Origin of the sequence: Pseudomonas sp. JH-2 (assembly GCF_036231725.1) — a bacterium.
GTDB lineage: Bacteria > Pseudomonadota > Gammaproteobacteria > Pseudomonadales > Pseudomonadaceae > Pseudomonas > Pseudomonas delhiensis.
Map to the genome: position 1 here is coordinate 16,031 of NZ_JAZAQP010000002.1, position 21,323 is coordinate 37,353.

Annotated in this window: 21 protein-coding genes and 1 pseudogene; 10 read left to right on the forward strand and 12 right to left on the reverse strand. The window is 69.6% G+C overall.

Annotation, left to right across the window (positions count from 1 at the left end; genetic code table 11):
• Positions 1 to 157 precede the first annotated feature (157 nt).
• The 3 genes and pseudogenes from VV867_RS01585 to VV867_RS01590 form a co-directional block, all read right to left on the reverse strand.
• Complete coding sequence (locus tag VV867_RS01585; RefSeq protein WP_328565468.1) at positions 158 to 1,540, reverse strand: aspartate aminotransferase family protein; 1,383 nt, start codon at positions 1,538 to 1,540, stop codon at positions 158 to 160.
• Positions 1,541 to 1,579: 39 nt separating this feature from the next.
• Positions 1,580 to 1,653 (reverse strand): annotated as a pseudogene (locus VV867_RS31110) (hypothetical protein); the annotation flags it as partial.
• A gap of 48 nt (positions 1,654 to 1,701) precedes the next feature.
• Positions 1,702 to 3,192, reverse strand: coding sequence for an aldehyde dehydrogenase (locus VV867_RS01590; RefSeq protein ID WP_328565469.1), 1,491 nt, complete (start codon positions 3,190 to 3,192; stop codon positions 1,702 to 1,704).
• A 285-nt stretch (positions 3,193 to 3,477) separates the two neighbouring features.
• On the opposite strand from VV867_RS01590, the gene VV867_RS01595 reads away from it, so the two are divergent.
• The 4 genes from VV867_RS01595 (at position 3,478) to VV867_RS01610 (ending at position 9,796) form a co-directional block, all read left to right on the forward strand.
• A complete protein-coding gene (locus VV867_RS01595) occupies positions 3,478 to 4,413 on the forward strand; it encodes a LysR family transcriptional regulator (RefSeq protein WP_328565470.1) in 936 nt (311 codons plus the stop codon).
• Positions 4,414 to 4,770: 357 nt separating this feature from the next.
• Entirely contained in the window at positions 4,771 to 5,799 is a 1,029-nt protein-coding gene (locus VV867_RS01600; RefSeq protein WP_109934367.1) for a DUF5924 family protein, read from the forward strand.
• A gap of 73 nt (positions 5,800 to 5,872) precedes the next feature.
• Positions 5,873 to 6,712 (forward strand): acyl-CoA thioesterase, encoded by an 840-nt coding sequence (locus VV867_RS01605; RefSeq protein WP_328565471.1) that lies wholly within the window; start codon positions 5,873 to 5,875, stop codon positions 6,710 to 6,712.
• A gap of 117 nt (positions 6,713 to 6,829) precedes the next feature.
• Entirely contained in the window at positions 6,830 to 9,796 is a 2,967-nt protein-coding gene (locus tag VV867_RS01610) for an autotransporter outer membrane beta-barrel domain-containing protein (protein WP_328565472.1), read from the forward strand.
• A 420-nt stretch (positions 9,797 to 10,216) separates the two neighbouring features.
• Here the strand turns inward: VV867_RS01610 and VV867_RS01615 are convergent, their stop codons facing one another.
• The 4 genes from VV867_RS01615 to speB all read right to left on the reverse strand — a co-directional run bounded on the left by VV867_RS01615 (position 10,217) and on the right by speB (position 13,315).
• Positions 10,217 to 10,618, reverse strand: a complete 402-nt coding sequence (locus tag VV867_RS01615; RefSeq protein WP_328565473.1) for a GFA family protein — start codon at positions 10,616 to 10,618, stop codon at positions 10,217 to 10,219.
• Between the two features lie 11 nt (positions 10,619 to 10,629).
• Entirely contained in the window at positions 10,630 to 11,361 is a 732-nt protein-coding gene (locus VV867_RS01620) for a phytanoyl-CoA dioxygenase family protein (protein ID WP_109934371.1), read from the reverse strand.
• Positions 11,358 to 12,284, reverse strand: coding sequence for a LysR family transcriptional regulator (locus VV867_RS01625; RefSeq protein WP_109934372.1), 927 nt, complete (start codon positions 12,282 to 12,284; stop codon positions 11,358 to 11,360). The genes VV867_RS01620 and VV867_RS01625 overlap by 4 nt, the downstream gene beginning before the upstream one ends.
• Before the next feature lie 74 nt (positions 12,285 to 12,358).
• A complete protein-coding gene (speB, locus tag VV867_RS01630; RefSeq protein ID WP_089392791.1) occupies positions 12,359 to 13,315 on the reverse strand; it encodes an agmatinase in 957 nt (318 codons plus the stop codon).
• A gap of 281 nt (positions 13,316 to 13,596) precedes the next feature.
• Here speB and VV867_RS01635 point away from each other — a divergent pair, with 281 nt between their 5' ends.
• From VV867_RS01635 to VV867_RS01645, 3 genes are all read left to right on the forward strand, one after another.
• On the forward strand, positions 13,597 to 13,824 hold the full coding sequence (locus tag VV867_RS01635; protein WP_089392790.1) for a CopG family ribbon-helix-helix protein: 228 nt from the start codon (positions 13,597 to 13,599) through the stop codon (positions 13,822 to 13,824).
• On the forward strand, positions 13,821 to 14,102 hold the full coding sequence (locus tag VV867_RS01640; RefSeq protein ID WP_089392789.1) for a type II toxin-antitoxin system RelE/ParE family toxin: 282 nt from the start codon (positions 13,821 to 13,823) through the stop codon (positions 14,100 to 14,102). The genes VV867_RS01635 and VV867_RS01640 overlap by 4 nt, the downstream gene beginning before the upstream one ends.
• A gap of 259 nt (positions 14,103 to 14,361) precedes the next feature.
• On the forward strand, positions 14,362 to 15,093 hold the full coding sequence (locus VV867_RS01645; RefSeq protein ID WP_328565474.1) for an RcnB family protein: 732 nt from the start codon (positions 14,362 to 14,364) through the stop codon (positions 15,091 to 15,093).
• A 40-nt stretch (positions 15,094 to 15,133) separates the two neighbouring features.
• On the opposite strand, the gene VV867_RS01650 is transcribed toward VV867_RS01645, so the two are convergent.
• Entirely contained in the window at positions 15,134 to 15,415 is a 282-nt protein-coding gene (locus VV867_RS01650; RefSeq protein WP_109934375.1) for a DUF2218 domain-containing protein, read from the reverse strand.
• A gap of 97 nt (positions 15,416 to 15,512) precedes the next feature.
• Here VV867_RS01650 and VV867_RS01655 point away from each other — a divergent pair, with 97 nt between their 5' ends.
• On the forward strand, positions 15,513 to 16,430 hold the full coding sequence (locus VV867_RS01655) for a LysR family transcriptional regulator (protein ID WP_109934376.1): 918 nt from the start codon (positions 15,513 to 15,515) through the stop codon (positions 16,428 to 16,430).
• 58 nt (positions 16,431 to 16,488) lie between these two features.
• A complete protein-coding gene (locus VV867_RS01660) occupies positions 16,489 to 16,944 on the forward strand; it encodes a GNAT family N-acetyltransferase (RefSeq protein ID WP_275628085.1) in 456 nt (151 codons plus the stop codon).
• Here the strand turns inward: VV867_RS01660 and VV867_RS01665 are convergent.
• Genes VV867_RS01665 through dksA form a run of 3 tightly spaced genes read right to left on the reverse strand, consistent with a single transcriptional unit; the run spans position 16,941 to position 19,216 of the window.
• Positions 16,941 to 17,558, reverse strand: a complete 618-nt coding sequence (locus tag VV867_RS01665; protein ID WP_109934378.1) for a DUF1826 domain-containing protein — start codon at positions 17,556 to 17,558, stop codon at positions 16,941 to 16,943. The two genes, VV867_RS01660 and VV867_RS01665, sit on opposite strands and share 4 nt — an antisense overlap.
• On the reverse strand, positions 17,558 to 18,760 hold the full coding sequence (zigA, locus tag VV867_RS01670) for a zinc metallochaperone GTPase ZigA (RefSeq protein ID WP_328565475.1): 1,203 nt from the start codon (positions 18,758 to 18,760) through the stop codon (positions 17,558 to 17,560). The genes VV867_RS01665 and zigA overlap by 1 nt, the downstream gene beginning before the upstream one ends.
• Positions 18,761 to 18,787: 27 nt before the next feature.
• On the reverse strand, positions 18,788 to 19,216 hold the full coding sequence (gene dksA / locus VV867_RS01675) for an RNA polymerase-binding protein DksA (protein ID WP_275628088.1): 429 nt from the start codon (positions 19,214 to 19,216) through the stop codon (positions 18,788 to 18,790).
• A 105-nt stretch (positions 19,217 to 19,321) separates the two neighbouring features.
• Between dksA and VV867_RS01680 the strand changes: the two genes are divergently transcribed.
• The gene (locus VV867_RS01680) at positions 19,322 to 19,729 is read left to right on the forward strand and encodes a hypothetical protein (RefSeq protein WP_328565476.1); all 408 of its coding nucleotides are present in this window, start codon (positions 19,322 to 19,324) and stop codon (positions 19,727 to 19,729) included.
• 342 nt (positions 19,730 to 20,071) lie between these two features.
• Here VV867_RS01680 and VV867_RS01685 read toward each other — a convergent pair whose 3' ends face one another.
• Positions 20,072 to 21,259 (reverse strand): N-acetylmuramoyl-L-alanine amidase, encoded by a 1,188-nt coding sequence (locus VV867_RS01685; RefSeq protein ID WP_328565477.1) that lies wholly within the window; start codon positions 21,257 to 21,259, stop codon positions 20,072 to 20,074.
• Positions 21,260 to 21,323 lie beyond the last annotated feature (64 nt).

Consider the following 21,323-nt stretch of genomic DNA (forward strand, 5'->3'; position numbering starts at 1 on the left):
GATTCCCTCTCCCCCCGCCCTGGCTGCGCGCCCCGCTCCGAAGGGAGAGGGCGCTGTTCGGAGCCGCCGGCTGGATCGGTGCTTACCGGCAGCTCGGGCCCAGGGAGAGGGGCCTTTCCGGCCCTTCGCGAGCAAGCTCGCGCCTACAGGTCGTGCCTTAAAGCACGCCGATCTCCTTCGCGGTGCGGTCCACCGCGATGCGCGTCTTGTCCACCAGCTCGTCCAGCTCGGCGCGGCCGGCCACCAGGGCCGGGGCCATGATCATGCGGCCGAGGGTGGAGCGGATGATCACGCCTTCCTCGAAGCCGATGGTGCGGCAGCGCCAGGCCAGGTCGTTCTCGTTGTCGAAGCGCTTGCGGGTGGCCTTGTCCTGCACGAACTGCAGCGCCGCCACCAGGCCTGCGCCCTGGATCTCGCCGATCAGCGGGTGGTTGCCGAACACCTCGCGCAGGCACTGCTGCAGGTAGGGGCCGGTGTCGTTCTTCACCTGGGTGACGATGCCCTCGTCGCGCAGCGCCTTGAGGTTGGCCACGGCCACTGCCGCCGCCACCGGGTGGCCGGAATAGGTCAGGCCGTGGGCGAACACGCCGCCCTGCTCCACCAGCACCTCGGCGATGCGCTTGCTCAGCACCAGGCCGCCCATGGGGATGTAGCCGCTGGTCAGGCCCTTGGCGATGGACAGGGTGTCCGGCTCGAAGCCGAAGTGCTGGTGGGCCATCCATTCGCCGGTGCGGCCGAAGCCGCCGATCACTTCGTCGGCGCACAGCAGCACGTCGTACTTGCGGCAGATGCGCTGGATTTCCGGCCAGTAGCTCTCCGGCGGGAAGATCATGCCGCCGGCGCCCTGGAAGGGCTCGGCGATGAAGCCGGCGACGTTCTCGGCGCCCAGCTCGAGGATCTTGTCCTCCAGCTGCTGCGCGCAGCGGCGGCCGAATTCCCCGGGGGTGAGGTCGCCGCCGTTGGCGAACCAGTAGGGTTCGTCGATGTGGGCGATGTCCGGGATCATGCCGCCCATCTCGTGCATGAACTTCATGCCGCCCAGCGCGGTGGCCGCCAGGGTCGAGCCGTGGTAGCCGTTCCAGCGGCCGATCATGATCTTCTTCTGCGGCTTGCCGAGGATCTGCCAGTAGCGGCGCACGGTGCGGATCAGCACCTCGTTGGATTCGGAGCCGGAGTTGGTGTAGATGGCGTGGCTGTAGTGGCCCGGCAGCAGGCTGAAGAGCAGCTCGGACAGCTCGATCACCGCCGGGTGGGTGGTGTGGAAGAACATGTTGTAGTACGGCAGCTGGTCCATCTGCGCGCTGGCCGCGGCGGTCAGGTCCTTGCGGCCGTAGCCGAGCTGGGTGCACCACAGGCCGGACATGCCGTCCAGGTAGCGGTTGCCATCGTTGTCCCACAGGTACAGGCCCTCGCCGCGCACCATCACGCGCGGGCCTTCGGCGTTCAGCGCCTTCTGGTCGAGGAAGGCGTGGATGTGGTGGGCCGCGTCGGCCGCCTGGTAATCGCGGGTCTCGCGTTGCGCATTGCGGTTGTCGGTCATCGACTTTCTCCTAGTTCCCTCGGCGGTGCTCCGGCAGCCGGCCTGAGGGGTTTGCAGGGGATCGAGGGCGACGGACTTACCTGGGCAGTCTCACCGGCCGTCTCGAGCGGTTCGCTGGGGCAGGACGGGCCGGCGGTGCGCCGCCGGCCCTGCGCCTGCCCTCAGCGCAGCTGGAACCAGGTGGTTTTCAGCTGGGTGTACTTGTCGAACGAATGCAGCGACAGGTCGCGGCCGAAGCCGGACTGCTTGCCACCGCCGAAGGGGATCGCCGGGTCCAGGGCATCCACGGTATTCACCGACACGGTGCCGACGTTCAGCCGGCCGGCCACGCGGTGGGCGCGGTTGAGGTCGTCGCTCCAGACCGAGGCGGCGAGGCCGAAGGGGCTGTCGTTGGCCAGGCGCAGGGCCTCGTCCTCGCTGTCGAAGGCGGTCACCGCCAGCACCGGGCCGAAGACTTCCTCGCGGGCCAGGCGCTGCTGCGGGTCGACATTCGTGAAGATGGTCGGCTCGATGAAGTTGCCCGAGCCGTTGAAGCTCAGCTGGCGGCCGCCGCAGGCCAGGGTGGCGCTGGAGCCGCGGGTTTCCTCGATGAAGCGCAGGATGCTCGCGGTCTGCCTGGCGTCGACGATGGCGCCGGCGCGGCTGGCCGGGTCCAGCGGGTCGCCCGGGGCCCAGTCGCGGGCCTTGGCGATCAGGCGCTCGACGAATTCGTCGTGGATGGAGCGCTCCACCAGCAGCCGCGAGTTGGCCGAGCAGACCTCGCCCTGGTTGAAGAAAATGCCGAATGCCGCTTTTTCAGCCGCAAGATCGAGGTCGCGGCAATCGGCGAACACGAGGTTCGGGCTCTTGCCGCCACATTCCAGCCACACCTGCTTGAGGTTGGACTGGGCGGAATACTGCATGAAGTACTTGCCCACTTCGGTGGAGCCGGTGAACACCAGGCAGTCCACGTCCGGGTGCAGGCCCAGGGCCTTGCCAGCCTGCTCGCCCAGGCCCGGCACCACGTTCAGCACGCCCTCGGGCAGGCCGGCCTCCAGGGCCAGCTCGGCCAGGCGCAGGGCAGAGAACGGCGACTGCTCGGCCGGCTTGAGCACCACCGAGTTGCCGGCGGCCAGGGCCGGGGCCAGCTTCCAGGCGGCCATGTCGAGGGGGAAGTTCCACGGCACCACGGCACCGATCACGCCCAGGGGCGCGCGGGTGATGGTGGCCAGGGCGTTGGGCGCGGTCGGGGCGACCTGGTCGTAGAGCTTGTCCAGGGCCTCGGCGTACCAGGAGAAGACGCCGGCGGCGCCGGGCACGTCGATGTTCCAGGCGTCCATCACCGGCTTGCCCATGTTCAGCGAGTCCAGCAGGGCCAGCTCGTCGCGGTGGGCCAGCATCAGCTCGGCCAGCTTCAGCAGCACGGCCTTGCGCTCGCGCGGCGCCATGCGTGCCCAGGGGCCCTGCTCGAAGGCGCGGCGGGCGCTGCGCACGGCGGCGTCGACTTCAGCGGCGCCGCAGGCGGCGACGTTGGCCAGCAGGCGGTTGGTGGCCGGGTCGATGGAAGCGAAGGTGGCGCCGTCGGCGGCGGCCACGCGGCGGCCATCGATCAGGGCGGCATCGATGAAGGTCTGGCGGGCTGCACGCTGCTGCCAGTCGCTGAGTTGATACACCAGGGCACTCCTGCTCACGAGCAATTATTGTTTTGTTCTGTGGTGCCCTGATGGTCGCGCATGCCCCGGCGGAGGAAAAATATTAAATATGTCTTCGGGGTATATGAAAAAGCTGGGCAGGCGCGCACCGGCAAAGTGCGCCATGCTGGGTTATGGTGCGGCACCTGGAGGCGCTTCGACGCCCACTGGCGCATGCCGGCGGGCCCGAACCTTGCTTCCCGATGAACCGATGACACAACGAGAGCGCGCACGCCACCGGCGAAGCCGCGCCATAGAGGTCTTGCAGTGGCTTCCTATACCTTGCGGCAACTGAAGTATTTCGTGACCACCGTGGAATGCGGCAGCGTGGCCGAGGCCTCGCGCAAGCTCTACATCGCCCAGCCGTCGATCTCCACGGCGATCAAGGGCCTTGAGGAGAGCTTCGGCGTGCAGCTGTTCATCCGCCACCACGCCCAGGGCGTGTCCCTCACCCCCAGCGGCGCGCGCTTCTACCGCAAGGCCCAGGAGCTGCTGCGCATGGCCCACGAGTTCGAGCAGAACGCCCTGGCCGACAACGACGTGGTGGCCGGGCAGATCGACCTGGCCTGCTTCGAGACGGTGGCGCCACTGTACCTGCCGCGGCTGATCGCCGGCTTCCGCGAGCGCTACCCGGGGGTGGAGATCCGCATCCGCGACGGCGAGCAGCAGGAACTGGTGCAGGGCCTGACCTCCGGGCGCTTCGACCTGGCCCTGCTGTACCGCCACGACCTCGACGGCACCATCGAGACCGAGCCGCTGATGCCGGCGCAGCGCCCCTACGCCCTGCTCCCGGCCGACCACCGCTTCGCCCACCAGGCCCAGGTGTCGCTGCGCGACCTGGCGCTGGAGCCGATGATCCTGCTCGACGTGCAGCCCAGCCGCACCTACTTCGTGAGCATCTTCGAGGAACTGGGGCTGACGCCGAACATCGCCTTCAGCTCGCCCTCCATCGAGATGGTGCGCGGCATGGTCGGCCAGGGCTTCGGCTTCTCGGTGCTGGTCACCCGGCCGCATTCGGAATGCACCTACGACGGCAAGAAAGTGGTGATGGTGAACATCGCCGAGGACGTCAGCGCCTCCGGCCTGGTGGCCGCCTGGCTCAAGCGCGCGCAGTTGACCAAGCCGGCGCGGCTGTTCGTCGACTATGCCCGCGAGGAACTGAGCGGCGGGGTGGTGTCAGAGCCCGCACACAAGCCTTCGTAGGATGGGTTGAGCGGAGCGATACCCATCGCCACGACCGCATGGGTTTCAAGCTCAACCCATCCTACGGGGCTGAATGCCAACCCTTGTAGGAGCGGGCCCTGCCCGCGATTCGCGCGCAGGGCGCGCTCCTACAGGGGAATGGCGTGGGTGAGGTCCGCTCCTACGTTGCAGGCGGCATGGCTTCTCGTAGGAGCGAGCTTGCTCGCGAACAGATTCCGTTGCGGGGCTCATTCGCGAGCAAGCTCGCTCCTACGAAGAGCCGCCGGCCCCTACCCTCCGTCCAGCACCGCTGCCCCGCGGCCGGCACAAGCGCTACAATCCCCGGCCTTTTCCGTTGTCCGGCTTCGGCCCCTCGTCATGCTTGTGTTGAAAACCCGCGTGCAGCGCCTGGTGGCGCTGGCCCTCTCGATCCTGGAACGCTACCCGCGGCTGATCGCCCTGTTCGGCTTCTGCTCGGGGCTGTTCAGCTTCATGATGGTCGACCGCCACCGCGCCGGCTTCGCCCGCGTCATGGCCATCGTCATGCTGATCAGCTGGCTCTGGCTGATGCTGGAGAACCTGCTCACCCAGCGCTTCAAGGAGCGCTTCGGCTGGTCGGTGCCGCCGGGGCTGCTGCGCTACGCGACCCAGCTGATCCACCAGGAAAGCCTGTTCTTCGTCCTGCCGTTCTTCTTCGTCACCACCACCTGGAACAGCGGCCAGGCCCTGTTCACCGGCGCCCTGGGGCTGGCCGGGCTGATCGCCATCACCGACCCGGTCTACTACAAGTGGCTGGCGCCGCGGCGCTGGACCTTCCTCGGCTACCACACCCTGACGCTGTTCGCCGTGCTGCTCACCGCGCTGCCGCTGATCCTCCAGCTGAGCACACCGGAAAGCTACCGCTGGGCGCTGGGCATCGCCGTGGCGCTGTCCTTCCCCAGCCTGGTGGTGTCGGTGGGCATCCACAAGTGGTGGCGCTGGTTCGCCCTGCTCGGCCTGACCCTGTGCATCGGCGTGGTCGGCTGGTTCGGCCGCGCCTGGGTGCCGCCCTCCACCCTGTGGCTGGCGGAAATGGCGGTCACCGAGCAGTTCGACAACAGCCAGCGCACCCCCGGCGACAGCGTCGAGCAGGTCAGCGCCGCGCAGATCCGCAGCCAGGGCCTCTACGCCTACACCGCCATCAGCGCCCCGCGCGGCCTGGACGAGCGCATCTTCCATGTGTGGCGGCACAACGGCCAGGAAGTCGACCGCATCGCCCTGGACATCCACGGCGGCCGCGAGGCCGGCTACCGCGCCTGGACGCACAAGCAGAACTTCCCCGGCGACCCGGTCGGGCGCTGGCAGGTGCAGGTGCTCACCGAGGTCGGCCAGGTGATCGGCACCCTGCGCTTCGAGGTCACGCCCTGACCGCCCGGTTCGCTTGACCGCGCCCGGGCCGCTCCCCTAAAAGGACCGGATACCCGCGCCGAGAGCACCGAGCATGACCGATTCCGCCCTGCACCCCTTCGACCGCGCCCTGGCCCTGGAGGCCGACGCCAGCGACGCCGACCTGTTCCACGGCCACACCAGCGACGACTACTGGAACATGGTCGGCCCCTTCGGCGGCATCACCGCCGCCACCCTGCTGCAGGCCGTGCTGCGCCACCCGCGGCTGCTCGGCGCGCCCATCGCGCTGACGGTGAACTTCGCCGCCGCCATCGAGGCCGGCGCCTTCGCCGTGCGCGCCACGCCGATCCGCACCAACCGCTCCACCCAGCACTGGCTGCTGCAGCTGAGCCAGGTCGACGCCGACGGCGTGGAGCAGGTCTCCACCACCGGCACCGCTGTCACCGCCCTGCGCCGCGAGACCTGGAGCGAACTCGACCTGGTGCGCCCGCAGGCCGAGGCGCCGGCGCAGACGCCGCCGCTGAACACCAGCGGCAAGGGCGTGGCCTGGGTGCAGCAGTACGAGATGCGCGCCATCGACGGCGCCTTCCCCAGCACCTGGGACGGCAGCGGCGAGCACAGCCGCACCCGCCTCTGGCTGCGCGACGCCCGGGCGCGGGCGCTGGACTTCCCGGCCCTGGCGGCGATGAGCGACATCTTCTACCCGCGCGTCTGGCTGCGCCGCGCCACCCCGGTGCCGGCGGGCACCGTGTCGATCACCACCTACTTCCACACCGACGCCGCGCAACTGGCCGAAGTCGGCAGCGGCTACCTGCTCGGCGAGGCCCGCGGCCAGGCCTTCCGCAACGGCTACTTCGACCAGGCCGCGGAGCTGTGGAGCGAGGCTGGCGAGCTGCTCGCCACCAGCAACCAGATCGTCTACTACAAGCAGTGACGGCAGGGGCCGGGCGCCGCGGCGCCCGGCCTTGGCAAAAAGCCAGCATGGTTACAAAAACGTAAGATTGCATCGCTATAAACGACGGCCACTCTCAGAAGAAAAAAGGTCGTCGCCATGTCGTTCAAGCCTTCCCCGCTGGCGTTCAGCATCGCCCTCGTCTTCAGCGCCGGCGCCCACGCCGCGCCCGCCGGCCCCATCGTCATCAGCACGCCCAGCACCAGCAAGCAGACCCTGTCCGGCCAGACCAGCCTGCAGGTCACCAGCAGCGGCAGCATCACGGCCAGCGACAAGACCGTCGCCCTGAAGGACGCCACCAGCGGCACGGGCGTGGTGGTCGACAACAGCGGGCAGATCACCGCCACCGCCGGCCGCGCCATCGAAAGCTCGGGCAACACCGCCACCACCCGCGACTACCAGATCTACAACCGCGCCGGTGCCGGCATCAGCGCCACCGACGACGCGGTGCGGGTGAAGGACGGTTTCGACAACGGCAGCCTGCTGCTGGACAACGCCGGCACCATCCGCTCCACCGGCGGCGGCCAGGCAGTGGACTTCGACGACCTGCGCAGCGGCGTGCCGGTGACCATCGTCAACCGCGCCAGCGGGGTGATCCACGGCGACGCCAACGACGGCATCCGCCCCGGCGCCAACGCCACCATCAGCAACTACGGCGAGATCAGCAGCGGCGACATGATCGACGCCGACGCCAAGAACGACGGCATCGACTTCCAGGACGCCGAGGGCGGCACCGTGGAGAACCACGGGCTGATCTCCGGCGGCCGCCACGGCATCACCACCGACGTCGGCGCCACCCTGGTCAACTACGCCGACGGCGTCATCATCGGCCGCAACGGCTCGGGCTACGGCTCCGACGGCAACGGCACCGTCACCAACTACGGGCGCATCACCGGCGCCTACAACGGCCTGGTGCCCGATGGCGACGGCGATGGCGTGGACATCGACCTGATCGGCCACATCGAGAACCACGGCATCATCGAAGGCACGGGCGCGGCTGGCGTCGACAAGGGTGGTCAGCCCAACGGCAGCGAGGGCATCGCCATGGGCGGCGGTAGTGTCTACAACGGCGCCGGTGCCCTGATCAGCGGTGCCAGCCGCGGCATCCTGGTGGACGACGGCTCCGCCGGCAGCGGCTACGGCGCCACCACCCTGGAGAACCACGGCACCATCGAAGGCCTCGCCTCTACCGGCGTGACCCTGGTGGGCGACTTCGCCGACAACGTCATCAACGACGGCCTCATCCACGGCGGCAACGGCATCGCCCTGGAGCTGGGCGGCGGCGACGACAGCCTCACCCTGCTCGCCGGCAGCCGCTTCGAAGGCCTGGTGGACGGCGGCGATGGCCGGGACCTGCTGGCCTTCGACGACGCCCGCGGCGGCAGCTTCGGCCAGAGCCGCGGCTTCGAGCGCCTGGAAGTGCGCCAGGGCGCCTGGACCCTCACTGGCGCCGGCGACTTCAGCGAAGGCGGCGAGGTCTTCGCCGGCGCCCGGCTGACCAACCAGGGTGGCATCGCCGGCAGCCTGCGGGTGGACAGCGGCGCCAGCTACGCCGGCAGCGGCAGCGTCGGCGGCATGGACGTCAGCGGCACCCTGCTGGCCAACCCGCAACAAGGTGCCGCCCAGGTGACCGGCGACCTGGCGCTGCGCAGCGGTTCGACCCTGGCCTACGGCGTGGAGGCCGACGGCAGCCACGCCACCCTGCAGGTGGATGGCCGCGCCACCCTGGACGGCGCGCGCCTGGCCCTGCAGGCCGGCCCTGGCAACTACCCCTGGCAGAGCAGCTACCAGGTGCTGAGCGCCAACGGCGGCGTCGACGGCCGCTTCGCCGAGGTCAGCAGCAACTTCGCCTTCCTCACCCCGAGCCTCAGCTACGGCGCCAACAGCGTGGACCTGCAGCTGACGCGCAACGACGTGCAGTTCGCCGACCTGGCCAGCAGCGGCAACGGCCGCGCCGCCGCCAACGCCCTGCAGAGCCAGGGCCTGGGTACCCTGTACGACGCGCTGATCACCAGCGACGCCGGCAACGCCGGCCGCGCCGTGGAACAGCTGGCCGGCGCCAGCAACGCCAACCTGGCCGCCGCCACCCTGGCCGGCAGCCAGGCGGTGGGCAGCGCCATGCTCGGCGCCCTGCGCCAGCTCGGCGGCGGCCTGCTGGTGGCCAGCGACGACCGCGACACCCCGCAGCTGGCCGCCCTTGGCGTGCCCAGCGAAGCGCGCAACCTGAACGACCCCAACGCCGCCGGCCGCCTCTGGCTGCAAGGCATCGGCAGCCACGGCCAACTGGACGGCGAACACGGCAGCGGCGACCTCGACCAGAACACCGGCGGCACCCTGCTGGGTGCCGACTGGGCAGTGGACGGCCACTGGCGCCTGGGCGTGCTGGGCGGCTACTCGCACACCGACCTCGACGGCCAGGGCGGCGCCGCCGGCGACATCGACAGCTGGCACCTGGGCACCTACGCCCTGCGCCAGGACGGCCCGCTGGCCCTGCGCCTGGGCGCGGCCTACAGCAGCCACGACGGCGAGAGCAAGCGCCGCGTCGAGTTCGACGGCTTCAGCGACCGCCCCAGGGGCGACTACGACGCCCACGGCTGGCAGGCCTTCGCCGAGGCCGGCTACCAGCTCGGCGAAGGCCACCTGAGCGCCGAGCCCTACGCCAACCTCGGCTACCAGTACTACAAGCGCGATGCCTACGACGAGAAAGGCGGCGCCGCGGCCCTGCACGTGGACGAGCAAAGCCAGCACAACTTCAGCAGCACCCTCGGCGTGCGCACGGCCTGGCTCGCCAGCCTGGACAACGGCATGAGCCTGACCCCGCGCCTGGGCCTGGGCTGGCGCCACACCTACGGCGACCTGGACAGCACCACCCGCCAGGCCTTCCTCGCCGGCGGCGGCGCCTTCAGCGTCCAGGGCACGGCACTGGACCGCAACAGCCTGCTGCTGGACGTGGGCCTGGACCTGGGCCTCTCGGCCCGCCACAGCATCGGCCTGGCCTACAGCGGCGAGAAAGGCAGCCAGGCGCAGAACCATGCGCTGGTTGCGCAGTGGCAGATGGTGTTCTGAAACGCCGCGTAGGGCGTATAACCGTTCGCGGTTATACGCCGTTTCACCTTGGCCCAGCCACGAGCCAAGGTCGACCTGGGGTGAACTTCGGCCGTCGCCCAGGTCAGCCTCGGAGTTAGAGACAAGTCTGGTGTAGCGGCGTACAACCGCGAACGGTGTACGCCCTACGACTGGTAAGGGGTTCTACCGGCTTGGCTCGGTATTTGAGCTGAAGAGCGCCCTCTCCCTAACCCTCTCCCTGAAGGGAGAGGGGACTGTTCGGAGCGCATGGGTATTCCTGAGTCAGCCGGCAGCGCTGAAGGTTTCCGGCTGAACCATTCCTCCTCTCGGCACGGACAGGCCCCCTCTCCCTTCAGGGAGAGGGCTGGGGAGAGGGTACGGAACCGATCCAGCGCACAAGAACCGCCGGCTAGCTCGCCCCTACAAAACCTCCTCATCCTCCCCCGGCAACTGCTCATCCAGATGCAACCAGGCAACCCGGCTCTTCACCCAGACATGCCGTTGCGGCGGCGCCACCTCCGGATGATCAAAGGTCGCCACAGTCACATCCAACGTCTCCGGCGTCCTCTCCGTTTCGAACACCACCTGCGCCCCACAGCTCCCACAGAACAACCGCCGATTGCCCGGACTCGACACATAGCAGGCCGGCTCCCCCTTCAACCAACGAAAGCTACTACGCGGCACCGTCGCCCAGGTGACCACGATGCCGCCGCTGCTGCGCCGGCAGATGGAGCAGTGGCAGTGGCCGACGTCGTCCAGCTCGGCGGTGAATTCGTAGCGCAGGGCGCCGCAGTGGCAGCCCCCCTGGTGGGTCTGGCTCATGGCCGGGTTCCTCAGTCGTATTCCGCTGCCTCGTGGTCGCCCAGCAGGCGGCGCTGGCGGGGTGTGCAGGCGGCCAGCACTTCGGGGTCGAAGCGCCAGTCGAGATAGGGCGAGAACTTCTGCGCCACCATGCGCCGGCCATAGTGCACCTGCAACAGGTAGCGCGTGCGCTGGCTCAGGTTGCGGCTGCCGGAATGCCACAGCTCGCTGCGGAACAACAGGCAGTCGCCGGCGCGGCACAGCACCGGCTCGGCCGCCCTGCCCCGCCAGCTGCGCTCGTCCGGGCGCGGCGCGCGGCCGGCGCAGTGACTGCCGGGAATCACCCAGGTCGGGCAGAGTTCATGGTCTATGTCGTCGAGGTAGACCTGCGCCGTGCAGATGAACATCGGCAGCTCGAAGCCGCCCAGCAGCAGCGCCTCCGGCAGGCGCAGCGGCAGGTGGTCCAGGTGCATGTCGCTGCCGATGAAGCCGGGGTGGCAGCGCCAGGCGGTCTGGCCAATGGCGTGGCAGTCCTCGCCCAGGGCCGCCTCGGCCACCTCGATCAGCCCCGGCGGGTCGAGGTACGGCAGCCAGCGCGGCGAGCGGTTGAACACGCACTTGTAATGGTCCACCAGGCCCTCGTAGTCCCAGTGGATCGGCCGCAGTCCGTCGATCAGCCCGCGCACCTCGGCGACCTGCACGGCGTCCAGCAGGCCGGGCAGCAGTACGAAGCCATCCTCGTGCAAGGCGTGCAGCGCGTTCATGCTTCCAGCCCTCCCCTGCCCAGCTGCGCCTGGGCCCGCTCCAGGGCGGCGAGGAAAGCGCCCAGGGCTTCGCCGGGCTCGGCGCCCTGGCGCGTTACGCAGTGGAATTCCGAGTGGTAGGCCAGCTGCGCCGGGCGGATCGCCCGCAAGCGCCCCTCGGCGGCCCAGGCGGCGGCGTAGGGCGTCGGCAGGTAGCCGATGAAGGTACCGCTGAACACCAGGTTGGCGATGGCCTCCATGCTGTAGGCGGTGGTCGTGCGGTTGAACACCAGGCCGTGGGGGCGCCGGCTCTCGGCCATGTAGCCGCGGCCGACGTAGTCGGCGGCGCAGATCGCCTCCAGGTCCGGCTCGTCGTCGGCGCGGGCGAAGAACGGGTGGCCGGGGGCGCAGTAGAGGTTCTGCTCTTCGCTGAACAGCAGTTGGTAGCGCAGCCCGGACAGGCGATGGTGGAAGGCGCCGATGGCCAGTTGCAGGCGCTCCTCCAGCACGGCGTTCTCCAACTCGTCCGGGCGCTGGGTGTGCAGGTTCAGGCGCACGCCGGGGTTGTCCTGGCGGAACAGGCGGATGGCCAACGGCAACGGCCAGCAATGCTGCCCGACCACGCCGTCGACGCAGCCCAGGTACAGGGTCTCGCGGTCGCGCCCGCCAAGGCCGGTGACCTGCTCGCGAAAACGCTCGATGTCGACGAACAGGCCCTGGGCCGCGTCGTACAGTTCCTGCCCCTCCTCGGTGAGCTGGAAGCCGCTGCTGCCGCGGCGGCACAGCGAATAGCCCAGGCGCAGCTCGAGGTCGCGCACCAGCACGCTCAAGCGCGACAGGCTGGTGTTCAGGCGCACCTGGGCGGCGGTGAAGCCGCCGGCCTCGACGATGGCGCAGAAGGTGCGCAGCAGGCGCAGGTCGATGTCGGAAAGGTTGCCGAGCATGAGGGTTCTCGCGGCGGCGGGCGCAGGTCTTCGTTATAGCCCCGCGGGCGCCGCCGCGTGAACCCCCGCGGCGGTCAGCGGCGTTGCGCGAGGGCGTCGGCGAGGATGCACAGTAGCTCGAACATCATGGTCGCGCCGACCAGCGCGGTGGCGCCGCCCAGGTCGAACGGCGGCGAAACTTCCACCACGTCCGCACCGACCAAGTTCAGGCCCTGCAGGCCGCGGACCATGTGCTGCGCCTGCAGCGTGGTCATGCCGCCGATCTCCGGGGTGCCGGTACCGGGGGCGAAGGCCGGGTCGAGCACGTCGACGTCGAAGCTGACGTAGGTCGGCCCGTCACCCACCACCCGGCGCGCCTCGGCGAGGGTCGCCTCGACGCCCAGCGCGGCGAACTCTTCCATGTGGATGACGCGGATGCCGCATTCCTCGGCGAAAGCCTCGTCGTCCGCCGAGTACACCGAGCCGCGGATGCCGATCTGCACGGTGCGCCGCGGGTCCAGCAGGCCCTCCTCGATGGCGCGGCGGAACGGCGTGCCGTGGGTGTAGGGGTTGTCGCCGAAGTAGCGGTCGTTGGTGTCGGAATGGGCGTCGAAGTGGACCATGCCGATCGGCCGCTCGGCGGCCAGGGCGCGGAAGATCGGCAGCGTCACCAGGTGGTCGCCGCCCACCGACAGCGGCACCGCGCCGGCGGCGTGGATGCGCCGGTAGAAGCCCTCGATGCGCTTGAGCGCGTCGAGCAGGTCGATGGGGTTCACCGGGGCGTCGCCCAGGTCGCCGACGCGCACCAGGTCGTAGGGCGCGATGCGGCTGACGTGGTGCACCTTGCGCATCAGGCTCGACTGGTTGCGCACCTCGCGCGGGCCATGGCGGGCGCCGGCGCGGTTGGTGGTGCCGCCGTCCCAGGGCACGCCGACCAGGGCGATGTCCAGCTGGGCCGGGTCCTCGAAGATCGGCAGGCGCATGAAGCTGGGGATGCCGGCGAAACGCGGAATCTCGGCGGCGTCCAGGGGTTGCGGGTAGTCATGGGGCACGGGGTCGTCTCCTGGTCGGGAAGGGCTGTCCGGCTAGCCTGGACCACCCCATGGCGGCGGCAAATCCCGGATGCGGCAACTCGACTTGCGCCGCCGCGAAAGTGCCTTGCAGGCCGCGCCACCCGGGCGTTTCAGCCCATCCTGGCGAAACCGCGGCGCAGCCTCCTCCGGTTTGCCTCCCCTGCCCCGCCGCGATCTTTTCGGCACCGCCAAGTGCCTGATTCGTATACGTATGTTATCGTTGTAAACACTGTATACAGCGTAAACGGACTGCTCAGAAATTGACCACCGTAATCTCCTTCCGCGCCGATGACGCCCTGGCCAGGGCCCTGGACCAGCTGGCCCGGGCCACCCACCGGGACCGCCCCTACCACCTGCGCCAGGCCCTGGCGCAGTACCTGGAACGCCAGAGCTGGCACGTGGCGGCCATCGACGAGGGCCTGGCCGACGCCAACGCCGGGCACCTGCTGCCGCACGCGGAGATAGAAGCCAAGTGGGGGCTGGCATGAGCCTGCAGTGGACGCACAAGGCGGCGGCCGACCTGGACGGCCTGTACGACCACTACGTGGTGCTGATCGGCCCGGAGAAGGCGCTGAAGGCCGTCCAGGACATGGTCGGCCAGGTGAAGGCGCTGGCCGACCTCAGCCTGAGCAGCGTCGGCCGGCCCAGCGAGGTGCCCGGCGTGCGCGAATTGCCCCTCGAACGCTGGCCCTACCAGGCCGCCTACCGGGTGAAAGGTCGCGATGTACAAATTTTGCGCATCGATTCTGTGGATAACCCGGGGTAAAAGTGGTCACACGGTTACAAAATATTTCAAAGTATTGACTTATTTGGTTTGTACAAAAATAGATCAAATGAATCACACAAGGTAATTTGGTCTGTTTGTGACCATAAATCTCAACATCGATCTAGTTACGACCGAACTCTGATAAATCGTCTTTTCATGTAGCGACGCATTTTTCCGAGATCGGAACTTTTCCCGGCATTTCCCTGTCCACTTTCCTGACTTTCCCGGCCATTTCGCCGCCCTGTCCGACGACCCGACCATGCCCAACACAGCCTCCCTCCGCGCCCTCTGCCTGGGCCTGCTGCTGCCCGCCGGCGCGGCCTTCGCCTGGAACGCCAACGACGCCCAGCAACAGCAGCAATGGCAGGAGCAACAGCGCCAGCAACAGGAACAGCAACGCCAGATGGCCGAGCAACAGCGCCGGCAGAACGAGGAACAGCAGCGCCGCCAGCAGGAGCAGCAACGCCAGCAGCAGGAACAGCAGCGGCAGATGGCCGAGCAGCAACGTCGGCAGATGGAGGACCGGCAGCGCCAGCAACAGGAGTTCCAGCGCCAGCGCGACGAACAGCGCCGCCAGGCCGAGCAGCAGCAGCGCCAGGAAGCCCAGCGCCGCCAGCAGGAACAGCAGCGGCGCTGGCAGGAAGAACAACGCCAGCAGGCCGAGCGCGACCGCCAGTGGCAGGATGAACAGCGCCGCCAGGCCGATGAGCGCCAGCGCCAGTGGGAAGAGGCGCAACGCCGCCAGCAGGAGCAGCGGCAACGCGAATGGGAAGACGCCATGCGCCGCCAGGAGGCCGAGCGCCGGCACTGGCAGACCGGCCAGTACCTGCCGCCGGAATACCGCGCGCGGCGTTATTACGTGGAAGACTGGCGCAGCCGCCAGCTACCGCCGCCGGCCTATGGCTACCAGTGGCAGGAAGTGGACGGGAACTACCTGCTGATCGAACTGGCCAGCGGCCTGATCCAGCAGATTCTCAGCGGCCAGCGCTGAACCGCGCCGGCCACGGCGGCAAAGGAAAAGGGCAGGGGGCTCAGCTCCAGTTCACCGGCAGTTGGCCTTCCTTCCAGGCGAAGCGGTCGAGGTGGCTGACCACCACCTGCTGCACCCGCGCCAGGCGTTCGGCGTCTTCGGCCTCGGCCTGCAGATGCAGGGCGGCGGCGTCGGCCTTCAGCCGGCAGGTGCCGAACTCGAAGCTCAGCACGCCGCTGTCCTCGCTCAGTTCCACCGGCAGCTTGTGGGCGAAATGGTTGCACAGGCGCTTGAGGTAGCGGGCGCCATCGGGGGTGGGCACGTCGGCACGGGAAGTCGGCATCGTTCATCCTCTTCTTTCAGAGCCTTCGCATGCTAGGCAGGAGAAAGCCCGGGAAAAACCGGCTATCGTGCCTTTCACTCTTAAGCGGAGCTTCACAATGGACAACCTCCGAGGCATGGCCATCTTCGCCACCGTGGTCACCCGCGGCTCCATGGCGGCCGCCGCCGAGGCCCTGGACATGAGCCCCTCGGCGGTCAGCCAGCAGATTCGCAAGCTGGAGGCGCAGGCCCAGGTGACCCTGCTGCACCGCACCACCCGCAAGCTCACCCTCACCGAGGCCGGCGAGGCCTTCTACCGCAGCTGCGCGCAGATGCTGGCGATCGCCGAGGAGGCCGAGCAGCGCCTGGGCGAGTGGCGCGAAGCACCGGTGGGCGAATTGCGCCTGGCGGCGCCGGTGGGCTTTTCCGGGCGGCTGATCACCGAGGCGCTGCGCCCGCTGCTGGAGAACCACCGCCAGCTGCGCCTGCAGCTGTTCTTCCACGACGAGCAGATCGACCTGGTCGAACAACGCATCGACCTGGCCATCCGCGTCGGCAACCTGGCCGACTCCAGCCTGGTGGCGCGCCACCTGGGCGACTGGCACAACCTGGTCTGCGTGGCCCCGGCCTACCTGCGTCGCTGCGGGGCTATCGACCATCCCGAGCAATTGCTGCAGGTCGACTGGCTGGCGCTGAACACCCGCGGCCACAGCCAGCCGCTGCACTTCGAAGGGCCGGACGGGGAGAGCTGCCGGCTGCGCCTGGAGCCGCGGGTGGCGGCCAACAGCATGCTCGCCCTGCGCCAGTTCACCCTCGACGGCCTGGGCGTGTCGCTGCAGCCGGAGCCGGAGGTGCGCGACGCGCTGGAGGAGGGCAGGCTGCTGCGCCTGCTGCCGCAGTGGCGCCTGCCCACCTATGGCATCTACGCCGTGACGCCGCGGCGCGACGCCCAGCCGGCCAAGGTGCGGGTGGCCATCGAGGCGCTGCGCCGGCACCTCGGCGGGCTGTCGCCGACGGGGCCGCGGGTGGCTGTGTGAAGCGCCCGGGCGTGAGAGGATGGGCGGTCCTTTCCACCTTCCGCCGGAGCCTCACGCCATGGACCTCACCTGGAGCTGCCAACACCACAGCGAGCTGAGCAAGGAGACGCTGTACGCCCTCCTGCGCCTGCGCTGCGAGGTCTTCGTGGTGGAGCAGAACTGCCCCTACCAGGACATCGACGGCCAGGACCTGGCGGGCGACACCTGCCACCTGATGGCCCACGAGGGCGGCCAGTTGCTGGCCTACCTGCGCCTGCTCGACCCGGCGACGCACGACGGCGAGGTGATCATCGGCCGCGTCATCACCGCCGCCGCCGGGCGTGGCCGCGGCCTTGGCCACCAATTGATGCAGCGCGCCCTGGACGAAGCGGCGCGGCGCTGGCCGGGCAGCCCGGTGTACCTCTCCGCCCAGGCGCACCTGCAGGGCTACTACGGCCGCTACGGCTTCGTCGCCGAGGGCGAGGTGTACCTGGAAGACGACATCCCGCACATCGACATGCGCCGCCCGGCCTAGAGCCAGTCCAGGGTCAGCAGCAGGCGCCGCGAGCCCGGCGCCGGGCAGGGCGAGCGGTGGACGATGCCGGCGCCCTCGTTGCCGATCCATTTCTCGCCCTTGAACAGCCCCACGTCGCCCACCTCCAGGCGCTGGACGCACGTCGGCTCAGCCTCGCCGAGGCGATCGCGGGGCAGGGCGCCTTCCTCCAGCCATTCGCTGGCGCAGCCGGCGTAGCTGGTGACCAGCCGCAGCGGCACCTGGTCGACATGGAAGCGCGGGCACATAGCCCGCTCCAGCGCGCGCAAGCGCAGGCCCACGCGGCGCGCGCCGGTGAGGCAGGCGAAGGCTTCCACCAGCCAGGCCAGGTCGTTGGCGAAGAGCGCGGCGCCGGGGCCGTCGCCGAACAGGCCGTCCAGCTGCCGGCTGCGCCCGGCCTCGTCCAGTTCGAGGTTCGCCTGACAGCCGTAGAGCGTCTCACCAGCGAGCAGGTGGGCGGCGAAGGCCGCCACGTCCGGGTACAGGCGGCGGCGCCAGACCGCCAGGTTGACGTCGTCGCGCAGCACCTCGGCGAGCACCTGCGGGTCCTCGCCCAGCACCTGGCGCGGCGTGCGCTGCAACTGCGGGGCGAGCATCAGGCGTCCTCCGTCCAGGACTCGAAGGGGTCGGCCAGGCGCGCCCAGGCCTGGGGCCCGGCGGCGAACTCGGCGTCGTCCAGCAGGCAGGCGTCGAGCTCTTCTTCCAGGCGCTCGAAATCAATGCCCTGGCCGATGAACACCAGTTCCTGGCGGCAATCGCCGGTGTCGGCGCTCCAGTGGCGCAGCACCTGACGCAGGCCGTCCTCGTCCTGCGGCCAGCGTTCCTTCGGCACGAAGCGCCACCAGCGCCCGGCCAGGCCGTGGCGCATCAGGCCGCCGGCCTGGGACCAGCTGCCGGCCTCGCGGTAGCGGCTGGCCAGCCAGAAGAAACCCTTGGAGCGCAGCAGCCGGCCGTTGGCCCAGGGCTGGGCGAGGAAGGCGTGGAAGCGCTGCGGGTGGAAGGGCCGGCGCGCCCGGTAGGCGCGGGAGGCGATGCCGTATTCCTCGGTCTCCGGCACGTGCTCGCCGCGCAGCTCCTTGAGCCAGCCGGGGGCCTGGGCGGCGCGCTCGAAGTCGAAGCGGCCGGTGTCGAGGATCCACTCCAACGGCACCTGGCCCATGACCATGGGGCGGATCTCGGCGTCGGGGTTGAGGCCGCGGAGGATCGCCAGCAGCTCCTCGCGCTCGTCGCTGGAAATGAGGTCGACCTTGCTGACCAGGATGACGTCGGCGAACTCCACCTGGTCGATCAGCAGGTCGGCGATGGAACGCAGGTCTTCCTCGCCCAGGCTCTCGCCGCGGCTGGCCAGGCTGTCGCTGCCCTGGTAGTCGCGCAGGAAGTTGAGGCCGTCGACCACGGTGACCAGGGTGTCCAGCCGCGCCAGGTCGGACAGGCTGCGGCCCTGTTCGTCGCGGAAGGTGAAGGTCTCGGCCACCGGCAGCGGCTCGGAGATGCCGGTGGACTCGATCAGCAGATAGTCGAAGCGGCCCTCGGCGGCCAGCCGCGCGACTTCCTCCAGCAGGTCCTCGCGCAGGGTGCAGCAGATGCAGCCGTTGCTCATCTCCACCAGCTTCTCTTCGGCGCGGTTGAGGCTGACGTCGCGCTGTACCTGCGCGCCGTCGATGTTGATCTCGCTCATGTCGTTGACGATCACCGCCACGCGGCGGTGCTCGCGGTTCTTCAGCACCTGGTTGAGCAGGGTGCTCTTGCCGGCGCCGAGGAAGCCGGAAAGGACGGTGACGGGTAGGCGTTGGTTCACGGTGGTGGCTCTCTTTTCTGATGTTCTTCAGGCGTTGCGCAGGTGCAGCTCGCGACGCTCCTGGCGTTCCTTGGCCTCGACGCTGAGGCTGGCGGTGGGGCGCAGCAGCAGGCGGCGCAGGCCGATCGGCTCGCCGGTCTCGGCGCACCAGCCGTAGTCGCCGCGGGCCAGGCGCTCCAGGGCCTGGTCGATCTTGTCCAGCAGCTTCTTCTCGCGCTCCAGCAGGCGCAGTTGCCACTGGCGCTGCTCCTCGCGGCTGGCGACGTCGGCCTCGTCGCCGGGCCGCTCGTCCTCGCGCAGCGCGTCGAACTCGCCCTCGATGCGCGCCTGCAGCTCCTCGCGCTGGCGCAGCAGCAGGGCCTGGAAGAAGGCCCGCTGGGCTTCGTTCATGTAGGCGCTGGCGGGTTGCGCCAGTAGTTGCCGTTCACTGAGGACCGGCTCGGGTTGCGGGGTCATGGCGGCCTCCGGAAGGATGGGATCGAATTGTTATAATATAACATTTCAGTTTCGACAATCCGACGGCGTACCATGGAGGCCCGCCAAGCCCGCCCCGAGGTCCCGATGAAAGCCGCCGCCCTGACGCTCTGCCTGCTGCTCCTGGCGCCCCTGGCGCAGGCCGCGGGCGAGCCGCCGCTGCCGTTCCCCGGCCTGCCGCCGGCGGCCTGCGCCTGGCTGGCCAACGTGCTGGCCTGCATGGACCGCGACGGCAGCCACTACAGCGTCGCCACCCTGGGCCACGACACCTACCTGCGCGGCTTCGACGCCGCCAGCGGCCAGCGCTGGGCGCAGACCGGCACGCGCTACGGGCGCCTGACCTTCTTCAGCGGCGTGAGCAGCGACGGCCAGGTGTGGGTGGGCTCCAGCCGCGGCATCGGCTGGACCCACGTCAGCCGCCTCAGCAGCTCCGGCGGCGGCCAGGCGAAGCTGACCTGCGGGCGGGTCAGCGGGTGCAGCCAGCGGGTGCGGTAGGGCGCATAACGCCTACGGCGTTATCCGCCGTTTGACCTCGATCCCAGGCGCGCTTCGGGTTCGGCCACGGAGCACCTGTTTCGGGGCACTCCGAGCTCGACCGCGACGCCGGGCATGAGCTGGGTGTAGCGGCGTATAACCGCGAACGGTTATACGCCCTACGCCAAGGGTGGGCCAGGCGTAGGGCGCATAACGCCTACGGCGTTATCCGCCGATTGACCTCGATCCCAGGCGCGCTTCGGGTTCGGCCACGGAGCGCCTGTTTCGGGCCACTCCGGGCTCGACCGCGGCGCCGGACATGAGCTGGGTGTAGCGGCGTATAACCGCGAACGGTTATACGCCCTACGCCTTCCCCTGCTCCCGCAACGCCGCCAACAGGCTCCCCGCCGGCGGGCGCTGGCGGAAATAACCGTGCAGGCCATCGAAGATCGCCCCGGCCAGGGCCTGTTGGTGCCGTGCGTCGTGCAGGCGTCGGCAGTCGGCGTCGTTGGAGATGAAGCCGGTCTCCACCAGGATCGAGGGGATGTCCGGCGACTTGAGCACGGCGAAGCCGGCCTGGTCGACGCGTTCCTGGTGCAGCCGGGTGATACCGCCCAGGCTGCGCAGCACGCTGTGGCCCAGGTCCAGGCTGGAGGCGATGGTGGCGTTCAGCGACATGTCGAGGATCACCTTGGCCAGCGCCGGGTCCTTGTCCTGCAGGGGCAGGTTGCCGCTGGCGCCAATCAGGTCGGCGCCGTTCTCGCGCTGGGCCATGAAGCGCGCCAGGGTCGAGGTGGCGCCGTGCTCGGAGAGGGCGAACACCGAGGCGCCGGAAGCCGTGCGGCGGGGCGCGGCGTCGGCGTGCACCGAGACGAACATGTCGGCGTTGTAGCGCCGCGCCACTTCCACGCGCTGGCGCAAAGGGATGAACACGTCGACGTTGCGCACCAGGCGCGCCCGGAAGCCGGGTTGCCGGTCGATGCGCCGGGCCAGGTTCTGCGCGATCAGCAAGGCCACGTCCTTCTCCCGCTCGCCGCGCGAGCCCAGCGCGCCGGGGTCCTTGCCGCCGTGGCCGGCGTCCACCACCACGAGGATGTCGCGGCCCTTGCCGCTGGCTTTCGCCACGGCCACCGCGGGCGCCGCAGCCGGCGCCCGCGCCGGATGCAGGTCGAGCACCAGGCGATGGCCTTTGCCAGCCTCGGGCGCCAGGGCGAAGGCCTGCAGCCGCACCGGCTCGGCCAGGTCCAGCACCAGGCGCGTGCCGCCGTCGGCCAGGCGCCCGCTGCGCAGGCCGCGCAGCGGGCCGGACGGTGCAGGGGAGGCCAGGGGCGCGCCGAGGCCGGCGCCTTCCAGGTCCACCACAAGGCGTTCCGGCGCGGAAAGGTTGAAGGTGCGGTAGCGGAACGGACCGTCGAGGTCCAGCACCAGGCGCAGGCCGTCGCCGCTGGGCTCGCTGCGGGCGCCCAGCAGGCGCGGGCCGGCGAGCAGGTCCAGGGCGGGGAGCCAGGCGGCGCTGGCGAGCAGGCTTTGCAGCAGGCGGCGTCGATTCATGGCGCTTGCAGGAAGGAGGAGGAAGCAATACGTTATATTATAACATTTACGAGCACCAGCCATT

What these genes read in the sequence shown, in the direction of transcription:
- VV867_RS01615 (WP_328565473.1), bottom strand. Translation starts at nt 10,618, where the DNA reads ATGAGCCAGACCCACCAGGGGGGCTGCCACTGCGGCGCCCTGCGCTAC.
- VV867_RS01680 (WP_328565476.1), top strand. Translation starts at nt 19,322, where the DNA reads ATGAAAGCCGCCGCCCTGACGCTCTGCCTGCTGCTCCTGGCGCCCCTG.
- VV867_RS01585 (WP_328565468.1), bottom strand. Translation starts at nt 1,540, where the DNA reads ATGACCGACAACCGCAATGCGCAACGCGAGACCCGCGATTACCAGGCG.
- VV867_RS01650 (WP_109934375.1), bottom strand. Translation starts at nt 15,415, where the DNA reads ATGCCGACTTCCCGTGCCGACGTGCCCACCCCCGATGGCGCCCGCTAC.
- VV867_RS01645 (WP_328565474.1), top strand. Translation starts at nt 14,362, where the DNA reads ATGCCCAACACAGCCTCCCTCCGCGCCCTCTGCCTGGGCCTGCTGCTG.
- VV867_RS01610 (WP_328565472.1), top strand. Translation starts at nt 6,830, where the DNA reads ATGTCGTTCAAGCCTTCCCCGCTGGCGTTCAGCATCGCCCTCGTCTTC.
- VV867_RS01685 (WP_328565477.1), bottom strand. Translation starts at nt 21,259, where the DNA reads ATGAATCGACGCCGCCTGCTGCAAAGCCTGCTCGCCAGCGCCGCCTGG.
- dksA (WP_275628088.1), bottom strand. Translation starts at nt 19,216, where the DNA reads ATGACCCCGCAACCCGAGCCGGTCCTCAGTGAACGGCAACTACTGGCG.
- VV867_RS01600 (WP_109934367.1), top strand. Translation starts at nt 4,771, where the DNA reads ATGCTTGTGTTGAAAACCCGCGTGCAGCGCCTGGTGGCGCTGGCCCTC.
- VV867_RS01620 (WP_109934371.1), bottom strand. Translation starts at nt 11,361, where the DNA reads ATGAACGCGCTGCACGCCTTGCACGAGGATGGCTTCGTACTGCTGCCC.
- VV867_RS01640 (WP_089392789.1), top strand. Translation starts at nt 13,821, where the DNA reads ATGAGCCTGCAGTGGACGCACAAGGCGGCGGCCGACCTGGACGGCCTG.
- VV867_RS01665 (WP_109934378.1), bottom strand. Translation starts at nt 17,558, where the DNA reads ATGCTCGCCCCGCAGTTGCAGCGCACGCCGCGCCAGGTGCTGGGCGAG.
- VV867_RS01660 (WP_275628085.1), top strand. Translation starts at nt 16,489, where the DNA reads ATGGACCTCACCTGGAGCTGCCAACACCACAGCGAGCTGAGCAAGGAG.
- VV867_RS01625 (WP_109934372.1), bottom strand. Translation starts at nt 12,284, where the DNA reads ATGCTCGGCAACCTTTCCGACATCGACCTGCGCCTGCTGCGCACCTTC.
- VV867_RS01605 (WP_328565471.1), top strand. Translation starts at nt 5,873, where the DNA reads ATGACCGATTCCGCCCTGCACCCCTTCGACCGCGCCCTGGCCCTGGAG.
- VV867_RS01655 (WP_109934376.1), top strand. Translation starts at nt 15,513, where the DNA reads ATGGACAACCTCCGAGGCATGGCCATCTTCGCCACCGTGGTCACCCGC.